Raw genomic sequence first — 16,085 nt, 5'->3', positions numbered from 1 at the left:
GGACCCGCTTCCCGGTCAACGGGAAGCGAGGTCCGCCCTCGCAAAGAAAACCGCTCTACGGGTGCCTGGGTCAGGCGACCGGAACGATGTTCACGACCTTGCGGCCACGACGGGTACCGAACTCCACCGCGCCGGCGTCCAGCGCGAACAGCGTGTCGTCCTTGCCACGGCCGACGCCGTTGCCCGGGTGGAAGTGGGTGCCGCGCTGGCGGACCAGGATCTCACCGGCGTTGACGACCTGACCGCCGAAGCGCTTCACGCCGAGCCGCTGAGCATTGGAGTCGCGCCCGTTCCGAGTGGACGATGCGCCCTTCTTGTGTGCCATGTCTCCTCAGTCCCTTACTTCGCAGCCGCGGGGATACCGGTGACCTTGATCGCCGTGTACTGCTGACGGTGACCCTGGCGACGGCGGTAGCCGGTCTTGTTCTTGTAGCGAAGGATGTCGATCTTCGCGCCCTTGTGGTGGTCCACGACCTCGGCCGTGACCTTGATACCGGCCAGCACCCACGGGTCGCTGGTCACGGCGTCGCCGTCGACAACGAGCAGGGTCGAGAGCTCGACCGTGTCGCCAACCTTGGCAGTGGAAATCTTGTCAACCTCAACGATGTCGCCGACAGCAACCTTGTGCTGGCGACCACCGCTGCGCACGATGGCGTACACGCGGGTCTCTCTTTCGCTCGGAACGGACCCCCTGATGCCAGCCGCTCGCACAGGCCGAAGCCCGCGACGATCCGGAAGGATGAGCGGCCTCTCCCGACCGGAAGATCCATCGGGAGGGAGTTGCTCAGGGGTGGGCGCAGGGAAACACGCCGAGGGTCAAGGTTACGGGGCCCGCTCCGGAGGGTCAAACCGGGTACGCCCGGTGAATCCCTGGGGACAGCTCACGACCCGTTCGGCAAGAATGCGCACGTGTCCTTGCGCTCCCTGATCACCATGCCTCGTATGCTCCGCCACGGCTCGGCCGTGGGCGCGGATCTCCCTCCGGACGAAGCCGTCACCGTCGGCACGGTCGCCGATCCGGCCCTGCGGGCCGCGCTCGCCGCGTGCTCCGCCGGGGATGCCGGCCTTGCCCGTGAGCTGCTCGCCGGGACCCGGCTCGACGCACAGTGGGAGCGGCGCAGCGGCTACGTCTCCGAGCTCGCCGAGAGCGCGCTGCACAACCCGGGCTGGCTGGAGAGCTGGCTGTCCCGGTCGCCCGAGGACCCCGACGCGCTGCTGGTGAAGGCGGACCTCTGTATTCAGCAGGCGTGGGAGATACGGAGCAGCCACCGTGCCCGCCATGTGTCCGAGGACCAGTTCCGGGCCTTCTTCACGCTTCTCGAGGACGCGGTTCCGGTGATCGCGGCGGCTGCCGAGCGGAACCCCACCGACCCGGTGCCGTGGGAGATCGCGCTCACCCACGCACGCGGCATCCAGGCTCCGCGCCATGTCTTCGACGCGTACTGGAAGGAGGCCGTCGCCCGTGCCCCGCACCACTACGGCTGTCATGCGACCGCCCTCCAGTACCTCTGCGACAAGTGGTACGGCTCGCACGAGGAGATGTTCGGCTTCGCCGAGAAGGCCGCCGAGGGGGCGCTGCCCGGCTCGAAGCTGCACGCCCTGCCCCTGCTGGCCGCGATCGAGTACGAGGTGGTCTCCGAGGACTCCACCGAGAACGGCCCGATCGACCCCGCCCGGGTCCGGGCCGCCGTGGACCGCGCCCTGGAGCTCTCCGGCTGGTACGAACCCGGCGACCCCGAGGCCGCGGGCTTCCGCAACCACCTGGCGCTGATGCTGATCCTCGCCGAGCGCTGGAGCGAGGCTCTGGAGGTGTTCCGGGCGATCGGTGTGCACGCCGCTGAGTTCCCGTGGACCTATCTGGGCGACAGCCGCAAGGAGTTCCTGGAGTTCCGGCTCGGCGTACGGATGCAGATCGCCTCCAAGACCCCGTTCTTCGGCAGACCGCCCCGGCCCGAGAACCCGGCGGCACCGGTCCCGGCCGTCCCCGCGCCGCGCTCGCTCGCGATAGCCGCGGCCCCGCCGCACGAGGTCGCCGACGCGGCCCTGATGTGCGGTGTCTCGCTCCGTATCGCCCCCGCGCCCGCTCCCCCGGGACGACCCGGCGGTCCTGGCGGTCCCGGCGCTCCCACGGGCCTGAGTTACGTCGAACTCGTCGCCGACCCCTCCCCCGGCAGGCGCGCGACGCTCGTGGCCGGCGAGGAGATGCTGACGTCGGCCGCCGACAACTTCACCACCGGCGAGAAGTGGCCGGCGCTTGTGCTGCGCCGCACCGCCGACCGCTGCGGCTTCACCCTCTTCCACAAGGGCAAACCGCGCGCCTCCCACCTGTGGGACCCGGCGGCCCCGGTCACCGACCACGCCGAGGCCACCGCCACGGCCGCGGCCCTCGCCGAACTCTTCCCGGTGCCCGACGAGCGCCCGCTGGTCACTCTGCTCCGCGGCACGAACGACCCGGCGAGCCGCCAGTCGGAGCTGGTGACGGCCCTCGGGCTGCCCCCGCTGCCTGACGGCTTCGGCGAACGCGACGAGATCCTGGCGGATGCCCCCGGTGCCCAGATCCTCGCCCGCCGCGGGGTGTTCAAGGGCATCCGCGACACGATGTCGAAGGACCTGGGCACCCCCACGCTCCCGGCCCCCCGGTCGAGACGCTGGTGGCTGTTGCGCGTCGCGGGCCTGCTGTTCTTCGTCCCGCTGATGGCGTACGCGTGGTGGTCGCCGGGCGTGAGCTGGTACCGGACGGTGATCCCGACGGGATGGTCGCTGTTCCTGGCACTTCAGCTGCGGAAGGCGTGGGGGCAGCGGCGCTGAGGCGTTGGGCGGCGTGCCGTCGACCGCCTGCGCAGTGCCCTCAGCTCTATCGCCGACAACCCCGAAGCCCCACCCGCCATCCACTGACTTTGCCGTCAAACACCCCAAGAGCCCCGCCAGACACTACTGGCGGAGCTCTTACGATTCATCATCTGAAGCCACAATAGGGCACCACTTCGAAATCTTGACGCACCGCTGGCATAATTCAGCGGCCAGCGCGTTCAGGATTTACCTGCCATCGCCCCCGGGGTCGCCGTAAGACTGCCGCCCATCGGAGACTATGTCAGTCAGTAGGCTTTCATAACCAGCCTCCTGGCCCGCGTCCCAATACTTGACATGTCGCCACCGCTCATGATCGTACTCGTCATGCCATTGCCATGGGGACACCAACGCCCACAAGGCATTCCATGCCATCCCGATCTGCAAACCCAGCTGCAGTTGATTCGACTCACGATCCGCTTCAGAAAGCGACAGGGCGTGCTGGAGCGTACTGACGAGCTGCAAGAGCGCAGTTCGCATACCGCGCGCCACTTGCCGCTCGTCAGTTCCACGCTCCGCGCTGGCAAGTCGCGCTGTTCGTGCAGTCAGAAAGCGTTTGATGCCCTCAACGTCACCGAGGGTGACCTCCCCGGAATAGCGCAGCGGATGACGCTCTGACACGGTCATGATTTCTGCCTCATCTTCGCGGGCGCTGTTCTGCCGCCCCTGTCAGGGCCGCGGCGCCACGCTGTTGCCTCAAGGGACCGCGCTGCCGTGCACCACGTGCGGCGGCACCGTCCGGCCCCGCCCCTGCCCCGTCACGCCGTCGCCCGTCACGTGCGGCAGATGATCCGCGCCTGTTAGGAGCTGGGCAAGCTGCTCTTGAAACAGGGCGTCGACCTCGTCGTCATCAAGGAGCTCCTCGGGCACGCCCCCAACGTCGTCTCCGCCGACGTCTACGCCCACGCGAGCCCCCGCCTCCAACGCCAAGCCATCGGCACACTCCGCACGGTCACCGACGCCCCAGACGCCCCACCCACCCCAGCAGCCGGCCGCTGACGTTGCCGTCACCGTTGCCGTCAAAAGCCTCTTGGGACCCTCCGAAATCCTTTCGGGGGGTCCCAAGTCTTACGCTGATGCAAATACCTCAGGAGTTGGCGACTGAGATGATTTCGTCGCCGCCGGAACGCCAGTCCCAGGACGGATCTCGCTGGAATATCAGCAAGGCACTCTGGTAATCCAGAAGCTCACCGTGGTTCGTGTCAAGGATTCCACTGATTCCAGAAAGTACGTCCATCAGAAGCTCACGGATGCATGCCACGCTGGGGTATTCGATGAGGACCGCCCCCAACTCTCCGATCTTCTCAGAAATCTCGGCAAGCTCTTCCTCATCAAACTCATCGATGACGTCCCCGGAAACATCCACACCGAATCGACATTCGCCTCGATGCAAGTGATCAAAAAACTCGTCTTCACGATAGGAGCCAGCTCCACGCAAGCGGTTCACCAGCTCCTGATGATCACCAGTAGGGCTCAGAAGGACGACAGTAGGACGCACTGCGGCTCCCTTCGTATCGAATATTTGCAATCATTCGGAGGCTATGGCGCCAGGACATCAAGTAGCAGATTCTTGTCCCGCGTGACCATAATGCCAGCCTGCTCCAGACTCTTGATCACACTGCCACGCCCCTGTGGAAGGTAGACAATGACAGGATAGTCCGTCAGACTTTGCGTGTTTAGCGCCTGCTTGCGAGCACCCTTTCCTGAACCACTCTTCACCTGCACCACTACATTCCGGGTCACGATGTCAAAGTCTGTGAGCGATTCACCGCTCGGCCCATTTATCGTGACGCCTTCAGCTCGCACATGCCCAGGATAGCGAGCATTTATATCGTTGATGAGTTCCGGAACTAGCGGGTCATCACCCTTACCTGTGACATGAGTGGGTGCGCCTTCGCAATTGTGCACAAGGACCGGCGTGACCCCCGCCAGCACATAGTACGTGTGCTACGCGAAGCCTTCGACCTGCTTTTTCGCAGGTCAAGTACGGTTTGCTGGTCCGGTGAGGTGCGTGGATGTCCGTGGTTGTGCGGGGTTGTTGCCGTCGCTACTGCCGTTAGGCGGTTCAGCCCAGGTACGGCTTTTCGCGCTGTTCCAGGAAGTGCTGGAGCCTGAGCCGTTGGGTGTGGTGCATCGGCAACTGCTCGATCTCTTCCGGCGACACGAACCGGAGTTCAGTGGACTCGTCGGAGATTGCCAGTTGGCCGCCGGTGATGCGGGCGGTGAAGCAGACGTTGAACTGGCGGCGGACTTCGCCGTCGGTGTAGGCGATGATGTGTTTCGGGTCGGTGTAGGTGCCGACCAGGCCGGTGATCTCGATGTCGAGGCCGGTCTCCTCTTTGACTTCGCGGACGGCTGTGCCGGGCAGGGAGTCGGTGAGGTCCATGCCGCCGCCGGGCAGTGCCCACAGGTCGTTGTCGCGGCGGCGCTGGAGGAGGATGCGGCCGTGGTCGTCGGTGACGACGGCGGAGGCGGCGACGACCACGGTGTTCGGCTTGGGCGCGTTGGGGTCGTCGTAGTACTCGGTGCGGGCCATGGTCAGTCTTCCTCTCGTACGGGGGTTGCGGTCGCCCACACGGCGTTGAAGCTGTCGGCGTAGGTGTCGAACATGCCGCTCTCCTGGTGTCGGCGAAGGTGCCACACGGGGGCGGCGTAGGCGTTGACGCCCCAGACGTGTGCGTTGACGAGTTGCTGGTCGTCGGCGCGGTAGAGGGAGTTGTAGAGCGTGGTGCCGTGGGTGCGGACTTCGATGCCTGGGGTGTCGGCGAGCGGCTTGTAGTGCATGAGGGCGAGGCGGCAGCGGGATTCGATGCCGTGGCCGAACCGCTCTTCCTGGCCGCGGGCTTGGACGTTGTCGCTGTCAGGGTCCCCGATCGCGATGCGGGCGGTGCAGCCTTCGGCGGCGCGTTCGGTGAGGAGTTCGTTCAGCCGCGGGTACGCCTCGTGGAGGAAGACTGCCGCGTAGACGAGGATGTCGATCCGTTCCCGGGCCTGGGCCATCAGGTCGGTGAACGTCGAGACGGGGATGTCTGCCCGCTGTTCGTAGAGCGTGACCAGTTCGGGGCTGATGGCGCGGGCGGGGCGGGCCTGGCGGAGCGCCGGCCAGAGTGCGTGCACGTCTTCTCCCAGGGCCTTGGCCGCCTGGAGGGCGGTGGCACGACGTGGGATACGCCCGAGGTTCACCCAGCGCTCGACCGACTTGGGGTCGACCTCGACCTGCTGAGCGAGTGCGGCGTACGTCCAGCCTCCCGCCGCCATGACGGCTCGTAGTCTCTCGTTCGGCACGAGTCTCCCCCTTCGTCTCAGGACGGCACTAGGGACGTTCTACATGGTGCAGGACGTCCCGAAGTGGGGTTTGGTGGAGGTTCCTTCGTCCCGGTGACCGGCGTGAGGATCGGTGCCGACCCTGCGGCACCAACAGGCCCAGGGGCACGCATCAACGCCGCCGAGGAGCGTCACCGTGCGAATGAGCGCCACCCCATGTGTTCCCGCCCTGCGACTGGACGCCCGGTCGCGCGCCGCCTCGCCAGGGTGGTCACGATGACGGCCCCCACCCCTGATGCCGACGGGCACACCGCCCGATGCCGGCGCCCTGGTGGTCGACCGGCGGAGCGGCAAGGTGGGCGTGGTGATGGGGCATGTGGGGACGTCCGTGCAGCTTCGGCCGCCGCGCGGTGGTCGGGAGTGGGACGTGCCGCCCGAGGACCTACGTTCGCCGACTCCGGCGGAGGAGTTGAGCGCGAAGGTGGCCGTGGCCAACCGGAGGTGGGGACGGTGACTTCTCGCTCGGTTCTGCGCTACGAGACCTGGACGCTCCAGCCCGACCGCGAGCCGGACGCGGAGCCGGTCCTCTACGCGATGCAGTGCGCCGTGGACGGAGAGACCTCGCCGACAAGCGAGGACTTCACCGAACCGCAGGACTGGGTCCTGCGGCACTGCGGCCAGAAACCCGTCCCACCACACCTACCGGGAGATCATCACCCGCCCCTGGCGGACCTGGCGCCAGACGTGACCCGCCTCGCTCGCCCAGGCGCCGCACCGCGCTGACCCACCCGACTCCCGCCCCTGCCGGGCACGGCCGATCGAGGCTCCCCCCGCACTCGTCAGCCCCGGCAGGGACGGGCCTTCACGTGCGTGCCGTGCCCATGGCCATGAGGTTCTGGCCTCAGCCGTAGAAAGTCAGCCACGACGGCGGGCGCGCCGACCGATCACCCGTCACGTGTGTCTCGCTCAACCCCGCACCGGCATCAGCCCAGTTATCTCCATCGTCACGGTCCCAGCCAGGCACAACGGCCGCGTTCCGGACGACAGCTCCGCCGGGGTGTCGACGCCGCACGGTACGAGCTCGCCGGACGGCCTCTCGGGAACCCAGCCGGTCTGCTGCTGAGCGTTCGGACAGCGGGGCTTCCGATTGACAGTCCGGCCTATGCCTCTGGGCCCTGCGCGCCGAGTGGTCGGCGGCCGTCGCCAGCGGGGCGGCAGACAGGAGCGGGCGGCGGTCACCGACCGCCGACGCGCGGCGGCCCGCGTCAGCGGGACGCCCTTGATCAAGTAAGAGTTCGCGCAGATAGGCGTGTGCTCATGGGCGGCGGTTCGGGCGGTCGTCCCAGCGGTGGGTCGTCCATGCCTGGCGGATCAGGCTACGGACGGTGATGATCGTGTCCGCGAGGTCGAAGAAGGCGTCGATGACCGTTGCGCGGCGTTCGTAGCAGCGGGCGAGCCGGTAGAAGGCGTTCTGCCAGGCGGTTGGGTCGGCCGCGCGGTGAGGTGCTCGCCGTGGGGCGAGTCCTGTTCCGCGCGGCCTCCCGCCGAACCGGACATGACGGTTTCCCGGTCATCCGGCTCTCCAGTGACTACGGCGTGAGTGATCGGGCTGGCCGTTCTGAATGGATACGGTCGTGGCAGACGTCGCAGGCCACGACCGTTTTGCGTCGTCGGTGAAGCATGACGCGTGCCCAGTCGGAAGGCTGCCATCCGGCATGTGCGAGGTCGGCGAGAGCACGGACGTGGTGCACTTGCACATTGCCCTTGCTTCCGCAGATCTCGCAGGTGTCCGCCAGGAGTCTCGCGATGAGTTCCTTCTGCGGATAGTCCACCCGCACCGGCTCGCGGTCGGCGAGTTCTGCCGCTCGCTGCCGTTGGAGGGGAATCCCACCGAACCGTGCCACCAGTGGTTTCCTGTTCTTCCGCTCGATGCGGGCCTCGAAGCACACCCGGGGCCCGTTGGGCGTGTCAATTCTGGCCTTGTGCTTGGCGGCCATCTTCGACACTGACGAACGGTGCTTGGCGGCAAGGGTCTTGAGCATGGACGTTTCCATGACCCATTGCAGCCGGTGCAGCCGGAAGACATCTCCGGCGAGCAGGTAGTACTGGACAACGCCCCGGTAAACGGTCCCGAAGGTCGCCACGATCGCATGATCGCTGCTGTTGATCAGGGCTGTCTTCTTCGCGGGTTCTCCGCGGGCGAGATAGGGGGCGCACTTGGACTTGATCACGTCCTGAGGGACGCGGAGAGCGATCTGGCCGTTGATCCGACGGTAACGGCCGGTCTTCTTCGTGTCGTTGTGCTGGGTCGTGATCTCGTAGCCGAGAAACCTCGCTGCCCCGGTGCGGGCATGAGTGATCAGCGTCTTTTCCTGGGACAGCTCCAGCTTGAGTTCGTCGCGCAGGAACTGGTCCAGGCGTTGCTTGATCTGCTCGGCCTCGGCTTTCGGTCCGGTGAAACCGAGGAGGTGATCGTCCGCGTAGCGTATGTAGCGCAGTCTGCGGTATGCCGGATCGTCGGGATCCGCGCTCGGCAGGCTGACCATCCGCTGACGCAGCTTGCGGGCCTGGACCCGGTCGCCGCGCCGGCGGGCTTTCGCCAGCAGATTCTGCAACTCCAGGTAGGCCGGGTTTCGGGCCCGGCGCTTCCCTCGGGTGTAATCCGGAATCAGAACTGTCTCGATAAACTCATCCAGCTTGTGCAGGTAGATGTTGGACAAGATCGGGGAGGCCACTCCGCCTTGCGGCGCTCCGGAGAGCGTGGCACCCCATCTCCAGTCCTCCAGGTATCCGGCCTTGAGCATGTTGCGCACCAGCCGCAGAAACCGCTGGTCATGGATCTTCTCGCCGAGGATCGACAGCAGCACCTGATGGTCCAGGCTGCCGAAGCAGTCGGCAATGTCCCCTTCGATGAACCAGGACGTCCCGGTCCAGGTGTGGTCCACCTCCCGCAAAGCGGTATGGCAGCCACGGCGGGGACGAAACCCATGAGATCGGTCGGAGAACGTTGGCTCGTAGTACGCCTCTAATAACAGGCGGATCACTTCACCGACGAGTTTGTCCGACCAGGTCGGCAGCCCCAACGGACGCATCTTCCCGTTCTTCTTCGGGATATGGATGCGCCGGACCGGCTTGAAGCGGTAGCGCTCGTGGCGTATCGCCTCGATGATCCGGTATATCTTCCGCTGCGACATGCCGTCCACGGTTTCCGACGTGACCCCGGGTGTCATCGCACCATGGTTGGCGTAGATCCGCCCGTAGGCCAGCAGATACAACTGCGGATTGAACAGCTGCCGAAACAGTTCATTGCACGGCAGGCCACGCCTGCCGCGTTCACGCAGGACACCCAGCACCGTTTTGGCGCTCTGCATTACGCATACCTCCCGACTCTGTGGTGTCCAAATCACCTGGCCCCCTTCGCCCGATGTGGACGGCTTTCCCGTCCTCCCTGACCGGTCGTTACTCCGGCGACTACTACGGGGCCTCCGTCGCCATAGGACTCGCATCCCGTAGGCGATCCCACGTTCGTCCCTGTCTGTACGTTCTAGCGCGACACAGGCGTCCCACTCATCTCCTTGAATGTCCTCGCTGGACATCGCTCCGAGCTCCGGAAGTGCACCGGACAACCTTCGAATCCAGGGCAGAGCACGGCGCCGGTTTCAGTCGTCTTTCCGACGGATGGGAACTTGCATCTCCTGGAGATTGGGCTTCAAACAATCCAGTCTTCGCCATATCGCGCGGGCCGCCCAGCACACCGTCTCTGACAACTGAGCCCGGTCACTGGTTTTCTGACATGCTGTTGTCCCCTTCACCTTTCGGATCCAGGTAAGTCATCCGGCCCAGAAACCTCCTTCCGAGTTCCTCCCGGCTGAGCCGGGGATACAAACAGAGCGCCTCGTGGCACACTAGGTTCGCTCGACATGCCACCGCTGGCTGGCCTGGATCGGGGCCTTCTCGCCTTTGTGCGCGATGCGGCCATGCAGACTGCGCGCGGCGAGTTCGGTGCGGGTCTTGTCCAAGTCGTAGCCGGCGTCCAGGTGCACGGTGATGTCGTCGGGCAGCGGCCCCAGGTCCTCCAGGCGGTCCAGGGTCGGGGCGAGCAGCGGGGAGTCGTGGCGGTTCGCTCCGGCCAGGACCCTGCCGAGCGGTATTCCGTATCCATCCGTCATGCCCGAGCGCTTCAGGCCCTGTTTGCCGCGATCGACCGGTGAGCGTCCGGCGACCTCCCCGCCGCCGGGAGCCTTGGTGATGGAGCCGTCGATGGCGATCTGGTCGAGCACCAACCCGACGATGCGGTCGTATGACTCGAGCGCGATCTGCTTGAGGCGGGCGAAGACGCCGAGCCGGATCCACTCGTCGCGGCGGTTGCGGATGGTGGTCGCCGAGCAGGTCGTGTCGGCGATCGCCTGGTAGGAGCAGCCGAACCGGAGCAGCTGCAGCAGCTTGTCGAAGACAAGCCGGTCGCTGATGCGCCGGCGGTGGCAGCCCAGCGGATGGGTCGGATCGACCGTCGGGCGCTCGGGCAGCAGCGCCTCGAATTGGCCCCAGAGCGGGTCGGTCAGCCATGATGGCAGGACAGGCACAGGTCTCCCCAGTGATCACAGAGCGTCGCAACTCCATGATCACCTAGACCTGTGCCTGCCTTACTGTCGCGGCTGCCTCGCGCCGCCTATCTGCGCGGTCTCTAAACTTGAAATTTAACCTTCAGTGATCGTTTGAGGTTCGGATCGTTCACTCACATGGGGATCTGCCGGACATGGCGACGACCTCCCTTTCACGCTGTGTGATGTCGAGTCGCACAACGGGCCGGGAGGTCGTCAGTGTCGAGTGTCGCCCCTGGAGCCGCTCATCGGCAGGCACTTGCCGAACTGTCCTCCTTTCGAATGGAGTTGTACGCGGCAATGCCCCGCCGTGCCGATGCGTTGTTCGAGTTGACGGACGCGGTGCTGTGCGCGGGCGGCCCGGTGGTGTCGCTGCCGGAGTTGTCGCTTGAGACAGTTCACCGGCGTGGGCACGGGGCGATGTACGACGCGCTCGCCCGAGGCCGCCTGGATGTGTCGCGGCTGCGGTTGGCGCTGGCCGGGCTGGAGCTTCCGCGCGGGACGGACCGGCAGATCTCGATCGCGCTGGACGTGACACCGTGGCCGCGCCCGGACGCGGAGTGCTCGCCGGACCGGCTGCACTGCCACCGCCCGTGCCGCTGCGACGGGGTGCGGCAGACGATTCCGGGCTGGCCCTACCAGGTCGCCGCCGCGCTGGGCGGCGGACGGACCTCGTGGACCGGGCCGCTGGACGCGGTCCGCCTCGGCCCGGACGATGACCTGACCGAGGTCACCGCCGCCCAGGTCCGGAACCTGCTCACGCGCCTGCGCGAGGCTGGTCAGTGTCGCGAGGGCGACCCCGAGGTGCTGTTCGTGCTGGACGCCGGCTACGACATCGTGCGGCTGACGTGGTTGCTGCGCAACGAGCCGGTCCGGCTGCTCGGGCGGATCCGCGCCGACCGCGTCATGCACCACCCGCCAGGGCGCCGCAGGGGACCCACCAAAGGCCGCCAACCGCGTCATGGCGCACCCTTCCGGCTGGCCGACCCGGCCACCCACCCCGCACCCGTCCAGGAGTCCACCACCCGTCATGACCGGTTCGGTGCCGTGACCGCCCGCTGCTGGGGACGCCTGCACCCCAAACTCGAACGCCGCCAGGGCGGTTGGGCCGATCACCCGGGTGACCTGCCCAACGTGGAGGGAACGCTGGTACACCTCGCGGTCGAGCGCCTGCCCGGCAACCGCGATCCCAAGCCGCTATGGCTATGGCACTCGGCCCCCGACGCCGACACTCACGACGTCGACCGCCTGTGGCGGATCTTCCTGAGAAGATTCGACATCGAACACACATTCCGGTTCTGGAAGCAGGCCCTGGGCATGACCCGCCCCCGCCTGCGTCACCCCGCTCAGGCCGACCGCTGGGTCTGGCTGATCCTCGCCGCCTACACCCAGCTCCGACTCGCCCGCACCCTCACCGGCGATCTGCGCCGGCCCTGGGAGAAGCCACTCACATCGGATCAGCTCACTCCCGGCCGGATCCGCCGCGGCTATCCCCGCATCCGCAAGATCCTGGGCACTCCCGCGAAACCGCCGAAAGCCACCCACCCCGGCCCAGGCCGCCCACGGGGCACCACCACCAGCCCCGCCCCCCGACACCCCGTCGGCAAACACCAGCACAAAAAGGACACCCCTCGACCCGAAGAACCGAGGGGAAACCTTTAATTTCAAGCTAAAGAAACTCTGAACAGCTCACCCCGAGTTGCCCCATGCCGCGCCTCCTGCTGCTTCGCCGGGTGTGGCCGGTTCAGCGTCGGCGTCTGCCTTCGTTCAGCCGGTCGTGCAGGCGCTGGACGCCAGCGGCCTGCTCTTCGGGCGTGTACCTCGCCCTGAACACCGCCGAACCGCTGCTGGCCGGGCGCTACGGACGGGCCTGCCTGGACACCGTCGCCCCGCTCCTGCTGCTCGGCTGGGGCCACGTCGGCCCCGCCTTCCTCGCCCAGTTCCACACCCTCACCCACCCCACCCCGCACCTGGAGGCAGCCGCCCCGATCTCTGAACCGGTGCCCGACGAAGCACCCGCGCCCGAGCCCCCTCCGGCTCCGGCGGCCGCGTTGCCCGTCGCCGTCACCAAGACGACCCGGCCCGCCTCCGGCCCGGTCCTGCCAGCCGCCCTGCTGGACGCGGCCCGGCGCATCGCGGACACCCACCGCACCGAGCACGGAACACCAATCACCGCCGCCCACCTGGGAACGCGCATGGGCATCGCCCTGCCGGTGGCCACCGCCGCGCTCGCTCAGCTCTGAATCCCGGCCCACATCGGCCGAACCCCCCTCGCTGAACCCAACGCCCGCCTCTGGGCCTGGTTCGTCATGCCCCGAGCAGCACTAACACGCCCACAGACCCGGCTGGTTGCTGCTCGGGACACCACCCGAACAGAAGGGACACGCCCCGAATGGTCACCCTGGACCTGCACCACGTGGCAAGCCCCGCCGTGCGGGATCTGCTCCACCTCGTCAACCACCCCGACTTCGACCGCGCACAGCAGCAGATCGAGCGCCTCGGCGGCTGCACCGAACCCGTCCGCCTGACCGGCCACACCACCACCGTCGACACGGCGACGGGTGAGGTGCTGCGCTCCTACACCTCGTCCGAGGAGCCCACGGGCAGTCTGCTCACGGCGTGCGGCAACCGCCGCGCCTCCCGCTGCCGGCCTGCTCCCGCCTGTATGCCGCCAACACCTACCACCTCATCCGCGCCGGCCTTTCCGGCGGCAAGACCGTGCCCGACACCGTCCGCACCCACCCCCGCGTCTTCGCCACCCTCACCCCGCCGTCGTTCGGCCCCGTCCACAACCGCCCCACCACCCCCAGCGGCGATGTCCGGCCCTGCCGCTGCCGCAAGCTCCACGAACCTGACGACGCCCTGCTCGGGACGCCGCTGAACCCGGCGACGTACGACTACGAGGGCGCGGTCCTGTTCAACGCCCATGCCTCCGCCCTGTGGGCCCGCTTCACCACCTACCTGCGCCGCGAGATCGCCGCCGGGCTCGGCATGACCCAGAAGGCTGCCCATGAGGTCCTGCGGGTCTCTTTCGCGAAGGTCGCCGAGTACCAGCAGCGTGGCCTGGTCCACTTCCACGCCGTCATCCGGCTCGACGGCCCGGACGGCAACACCACGTCCCCGCCGCCGTGCGCCACCGTCGCCGTACTCACCAAGGCCGCCCGTGCCGCCGCCGCACGGGTCCGGGTCACGGTCGAGTCGGATGGGGTCGGGGAACGCGAACTCGGCTGGGGCGAGCAGTTCGACGTGCGCGAGATCGCTTCCTTCGGCACTGACGCCGAATTCACCGACCAGGCCGTGGCCGCCTATGTGGCGAAGTACGCCACCAAGTCCGCCGACGCCTCCGGCGCCCTCGACCGCGCCCTGTTCTGCCGCCCCTGCCAGGGACGCGGCGCCACCGTGCTGCCCCACGGGACGCCGCTCCCGTGCACCGCGTGCGGCGGCACCGGGCAGGCTCTGCCGCTGTCCCGGCTCGCCGTCGCCCAGCATGTGCGACGGATGATCCGCACCTGCTGGGAGCTGGGAAAGCTGCCGGAGTTCGCCCACCTCAAGCTCTGGAAGTGGGCTCACATGCTCGGCTTCCGCGGCCACTTCTCCACCAAGTCCCGCAGCTACTCCACCACCCTCGGCGCGCTGCGAGATGCCCGCCGTGCCTGGCGCACCGAACAGGCCCACACCCATACCGTCCTGCCCGAGTCTGACCCCACGACCACCCTCGTCGTCGGTCACTGGGGCTACCTCGGATCGGGCTACAGCCCCGGCGCTGCCCTCCTCGCGGCCGACGTCTGGCACCGCAAGGAACTGGAACGGCGGTTCGCGGCCGAAGGGGGCTGCTGATGGCCTCACCCCCGATCGCCGTCCTCCACGCGGAGGCGGTACCGGCACCGGATCTGCTCACGGTGCCCCAGGTGATGGCCCGCCTCCAGCTCGGCCGCTCCGCCGTCTACGACCTGCTCCGCACCGGCCAGCTCGCCTCGATCACCCTCGGCCGCGCCCGCCGCATCCCCACCCACGCTCTGAACGACTTCATCCGTACCCGCCTCGAACAGGAAGCCGCCGCCTGATGACCACACCCCGCGACAACCCCGCCTCCCGCCGCGTGCGCGCCAACGGCGACGGAACCGTCTACCAGCGCAAGGACAGCCGCTGGGAAGCCGCCGGATACGTCCTCGCCCCCGGCAACACCCGCAAGCGCGTCCGCGTCTACGGCACCACCCGCAAAGACGCGATGACCAAGCTCACCGAGAAGATCGCCACCAGCAACCGCGGCATCCCCGCCCCTTCCGCACAGGGCAGCCTGGCCGCGTACCTGACGTACTGGCTTCAGAACGTCGCCGTCCACCATCTCCGCGAGAACACCCACACCCGCTACGCCACCTGCGTCAACCGGTACCTCATCCCCGGACTCGGCAAGAAAAAGCTCACCAAGCTCACCGCCAAGGACATCCGCACCTGGCTCAACCAGCTCCGCACCACATGCCAGTGCTGCACGCACGGCATCGACGCCCGGCGCGACCAGCCCCTCTGCTGCGCCGCCGGCCAGTGCTGCCACAAGCTGCTCTCCCCGCTGACGCTCGCCTACATCCACTCCGTCCTCAAGTCCGCCCTGGAACACGCCGTCCGCGAGGAGGAGATCCCGCGCAACGTTGCCCGCAACGTCCGCACCGGCACCCCACGGCCCCGGCGCTTCGAACCCCTCACCGCCGACGAAGCCCGCCAGTTCCTCGTGGTCACACGCGGACACCGATTGCACGCGCTGTTCGAACTCGCCCTCCACACCGGACTCCGCAAAGGAGAACTCGTCGGCCTGGGCTGGGAGGACCTCGACCTTGACGCGGGCACCGCCGCCATCCGCCGCACACTCCAGCGCACCAGCACCGGCGGGCTCACCACGCTGCCCACCAAAACGCGCGCCTCCGAGCGCCGCATCGCCCTTCCCACCCGCTGCATCCAGTCGCTGAAGCTCCACCACGAGCAGCAGGAGCGCGAGCGTGAGGCCGCGGGCACCACGTGGCAGCACGACGCGCACGTGTTCACCACAGTGCAGGGCAGACCGATCGACCCGACCAACCTCACCCGCACCTTCACCACGCTCCTCCGCAAGGCCGGCCTCCGCCGCATCCGCTTCCACGACCTCCGGCACTCCACCGCCACCCTGCTCCTGGAGCAGGGCATCGAACTCGTCGTGATCAAGGAACTCCTCGGCCACGCCCACATCGGCGTCACCGCCACCGTCTACGCCCACGTCCGACTCCGCCTCCAGCGAGACGCCATCGACTCCCTCGGCCGCGCCCTCGACCACCCCTGACATACGTACGGCAACGGCGGCGGACACCCAGGTGTCCGCCGCCGTTGCCGTCAACTACTGCCGTC

Annotated in this window: 13 protein-coding genes and 5 pseudogenes; 10 read left to right on the top strand and 8 right to left on the bottom strand. The window is 67.6% G+C overall.

The window, feature by feature from the left end; all coding sequences use genetic code 11:
* Positions 1-70: 70 nt before the first annotated feature.
* Together rpmA and rplU are read right to left on the bottom strand one after the other, a co-directional pair.
* A complete protein-coding gene (gene rpmA, locus OG293_RS24420; RefSeq protein ID WP_142217134.1) occupies positions 71-325 on the bottom strand; it encodes a 50S ribosomal protein L27 in 255 nt (84 codons plus the stop codon).
* Positions 326-339: 14 nt separating this feature from the next.
* A complete protein-coding gene (rplU, locus tag OG293_RS24415) occupies positions 340-660 on the bottom strand; it encodes a 50S ribosomal protein L21 (RefSeq protein WP_015033583.1) in 321 nt (106 codons plus the stop codon).
* A gap of 249 nt (positions 661-909) precedes the next feature.
* Here rplU and OG293_RS24410 point away from each other — a divergent pair, with 249 nt between their 5' ends.
* From OG293_RS24410 to OG293_RS24400, 3 genes are all read left to right on the top strand, one after another.
* Positions 910-2,808: a hypothetical protein gene (locus tag OG293_RS24410; RefSeq protein ID WP_406000917.1), complete on the top strand. Its 1,899-nt coding sequence runs from the start codon at positions 910-912 to the stop codon at positions 2,806-2,808.
* Between the two features lie 351 nt (positions 2,809-3,159).
* A complete protein-coding gene (locus OG293_RS24405) occupies positions 3,160-3,465 on the top strand; it encodes a hypothetical protein (RefSeq protein ID WP_406000916.1) in 306 nt (101 codons plus the stop codon).
* A gap of 204 nt (positions 3,466-3,669) precedes the next feature.
* On the top strand, positions 3,670-3,846 hold the full coding sequence (locus tag OG293_RS24400; protein WP_406000915.1) for a hypothetical protein: 177 nt from the start codon (positions 3,670-3,672) through the stop codon (positions 3,844-3,846).
* Between the two features lie 88 nt (positions 3,847-3,934).
* Here OG293_RS24400 and OG293_RS24395 read toward each other — a convergent pair whose 3' ends face one another.
* The 3 genes from OG293_RS24395 to OG293_RS24385 all read right to left on the bottom strand — a co-directional run bounded on the left by OG293_RS24395 (position 3,935) and on the right by OG293_RS24385 (position 6,105).
* Positions 3,935-4,294 carry a hypothetical protein gene (locus OG293_RS24395; protein WP_406000914.1) on the bottom strand — a complete coding sequence of 120 codons (360 nt, stop codon included), beginning with the start codon at positions 4,292-4,294 and terminating at the stop codon, positions 3,935-3,937.
* A 618-nt stretch (positions 4,295-4,912) separates the two neighbouring features.
* Complete coding sequence (locus tag OG293_RS24390) at positions 4,913-5,383, bottom strand: NUDIX domain-containing protein (RefSeq protein ID WP_406000913.1); 471 nt, start codon at positions 5,381-5,383, stop codon at positions 4,913-4,915.
* 2 nt (positions 5,384-5,385) lie between these two features.
* Positions 5,386-6,105: an XRE family transcriptional regulator gene (locus OG293_RS24385; RefSeq protein ID WP_406003697.1), complete on the bottom strand. Its 720-nt coding sequence runs from the start codon at positions 6,103-6,105 to the stop codon at positions 5,386-5,388.
* 273 nt (positions 6,106-6,378) lie between these two features.
* Between OG293_RS24385 and OG293_RS24380 the strand changes: the two are divergent.
* Together OG293_RS24380 and OG293_RS24375 are read left to right on the top strand one after the other, a co-directional pair.
* A pseudogene (locus tag OG293_RS24380) lies at positions 6,379-6,625 on the top strand (hypothetical protein).
* Positions 6,613-6,859: pseudogene (locus OG293_RS24375) on the top strand (hypothetical protein). The pseudogenes OG293_RS24380 and OG293_RS24375 overlap by 13 nt, the downstream one beginning before the upstream one ends.
* Positions 6,860-7,426: 567 nt before the next feature.
* On the opposite strand, the pseudogene OG293_RS24370 reads toward OG293_RS24375, so the two are convergent.
* The 3 genes and pseudogenes from OG293_RS24370 to OG293_RS24360 form a co-directional block, all read right to left on the bottom strand.
* A pseudogene (locus tag OG293_RS24370) lies at positions 7,427-7,591 on the bottom strand (IS5/IS1182 family transposase); the annotation flags it as partial.
* Between the two features lie 109 nt (positions 7,592-7,700).
* Positions 7,701-9,482, bottom strand: a complete 1,782-nt coding sequence (locus OG293_RS24365) for a reverse transcriptase domain-containing protein (RefSeq protein WP_406000912.1) — start codon at positions 9,480-9,482, stop codon at positions 7,701-7,703.
* Between the two features lie 537 nt (positions 9,483-10,019).
* Positions 10,020-10,694, bottom strand: a pseudogene (locus tag OG293_RS24360) (IS5 family transposase); the annotation flags it as partial.
* A gap of 237 nt (positions 10,695-10,931) precedes the next feature.
* Here OG293_RS24360 and OG293_RS24355 point away from each other — a divergent pair.
* The 5 genes and pseudogenes from OG293_RS24355 (at position 10,932) to OG293_RS24335 (ending at position 16,020) form a co-directional block, all read left to right on the top strand.
* Positions 10,932-12,374 (top strand): NF041680 family putative transposase, encoded by a 1,443-nt coding sequence (locus OG293_RS24355; protein WP_406000911.1) that lies wholly within the window; start codon positions 10,932-10,934, stop codon positions 12,372-12,374.
* Positions 12,375-12,526: 152 nt separating this feature from the next.
* Positions 12,527-12,955, top strand: a complete 429-nt coding sequence (locus tag OG293_RS24350; RefSeq protein ID WP_406000910.1) for a hypothetical protein — start codon at positions 12,527-12,529, stop codon at positions 12,953-12,955.
* A gap of 149 nt (positions 12,956-13,104) precedes the next feature.
* Positions 13,105-14,549 (top strand): annotated as a pseudogene (locus OG293_RS24345) (replication initiator).
* Entirely contained in the window at positions 14,549-14,776 is a 228-nt protein-coding gene (locus OG293_RS24340; RefSeq protein WP_406000909.1) for a helix-turn-helix domain-containing protein, read from the top strand. Before OG293_RS24345 ends, OG293_RS24340 begins: the two are co-directional and overlap by 1 nt.
* Positions 14,776-16,020, top strand: a complete 1,245-nt coding sequence (locus OG293_RS24335) for a tyrosine-type recombinase/integrase (RefSeq protein ID WP_406000908.1) — start codon at positions 14,776-14,778, stop codon at positions 16,018-16,020. The genes OG293_RS24340 and OG293_RS24335 overlap by 1 nt, the downstream gene beginning before the upstream one ends.
* Positions 16,021-16,085: the final 65 nt, after the last annotated feature.

Source organism: Streptomyces sp. NBC_00829 (assembly GCF_045161795.1).
GTDB lineage: Bacteria > Actinomycetota > Actinomycetes > Streptomycetales > Streptomycetaceae > Streptomyces.
Note: the sequence above shows the minus strand (reverse complement) of the source record. Positions and strands in the feature narration are given on the sequence as shown.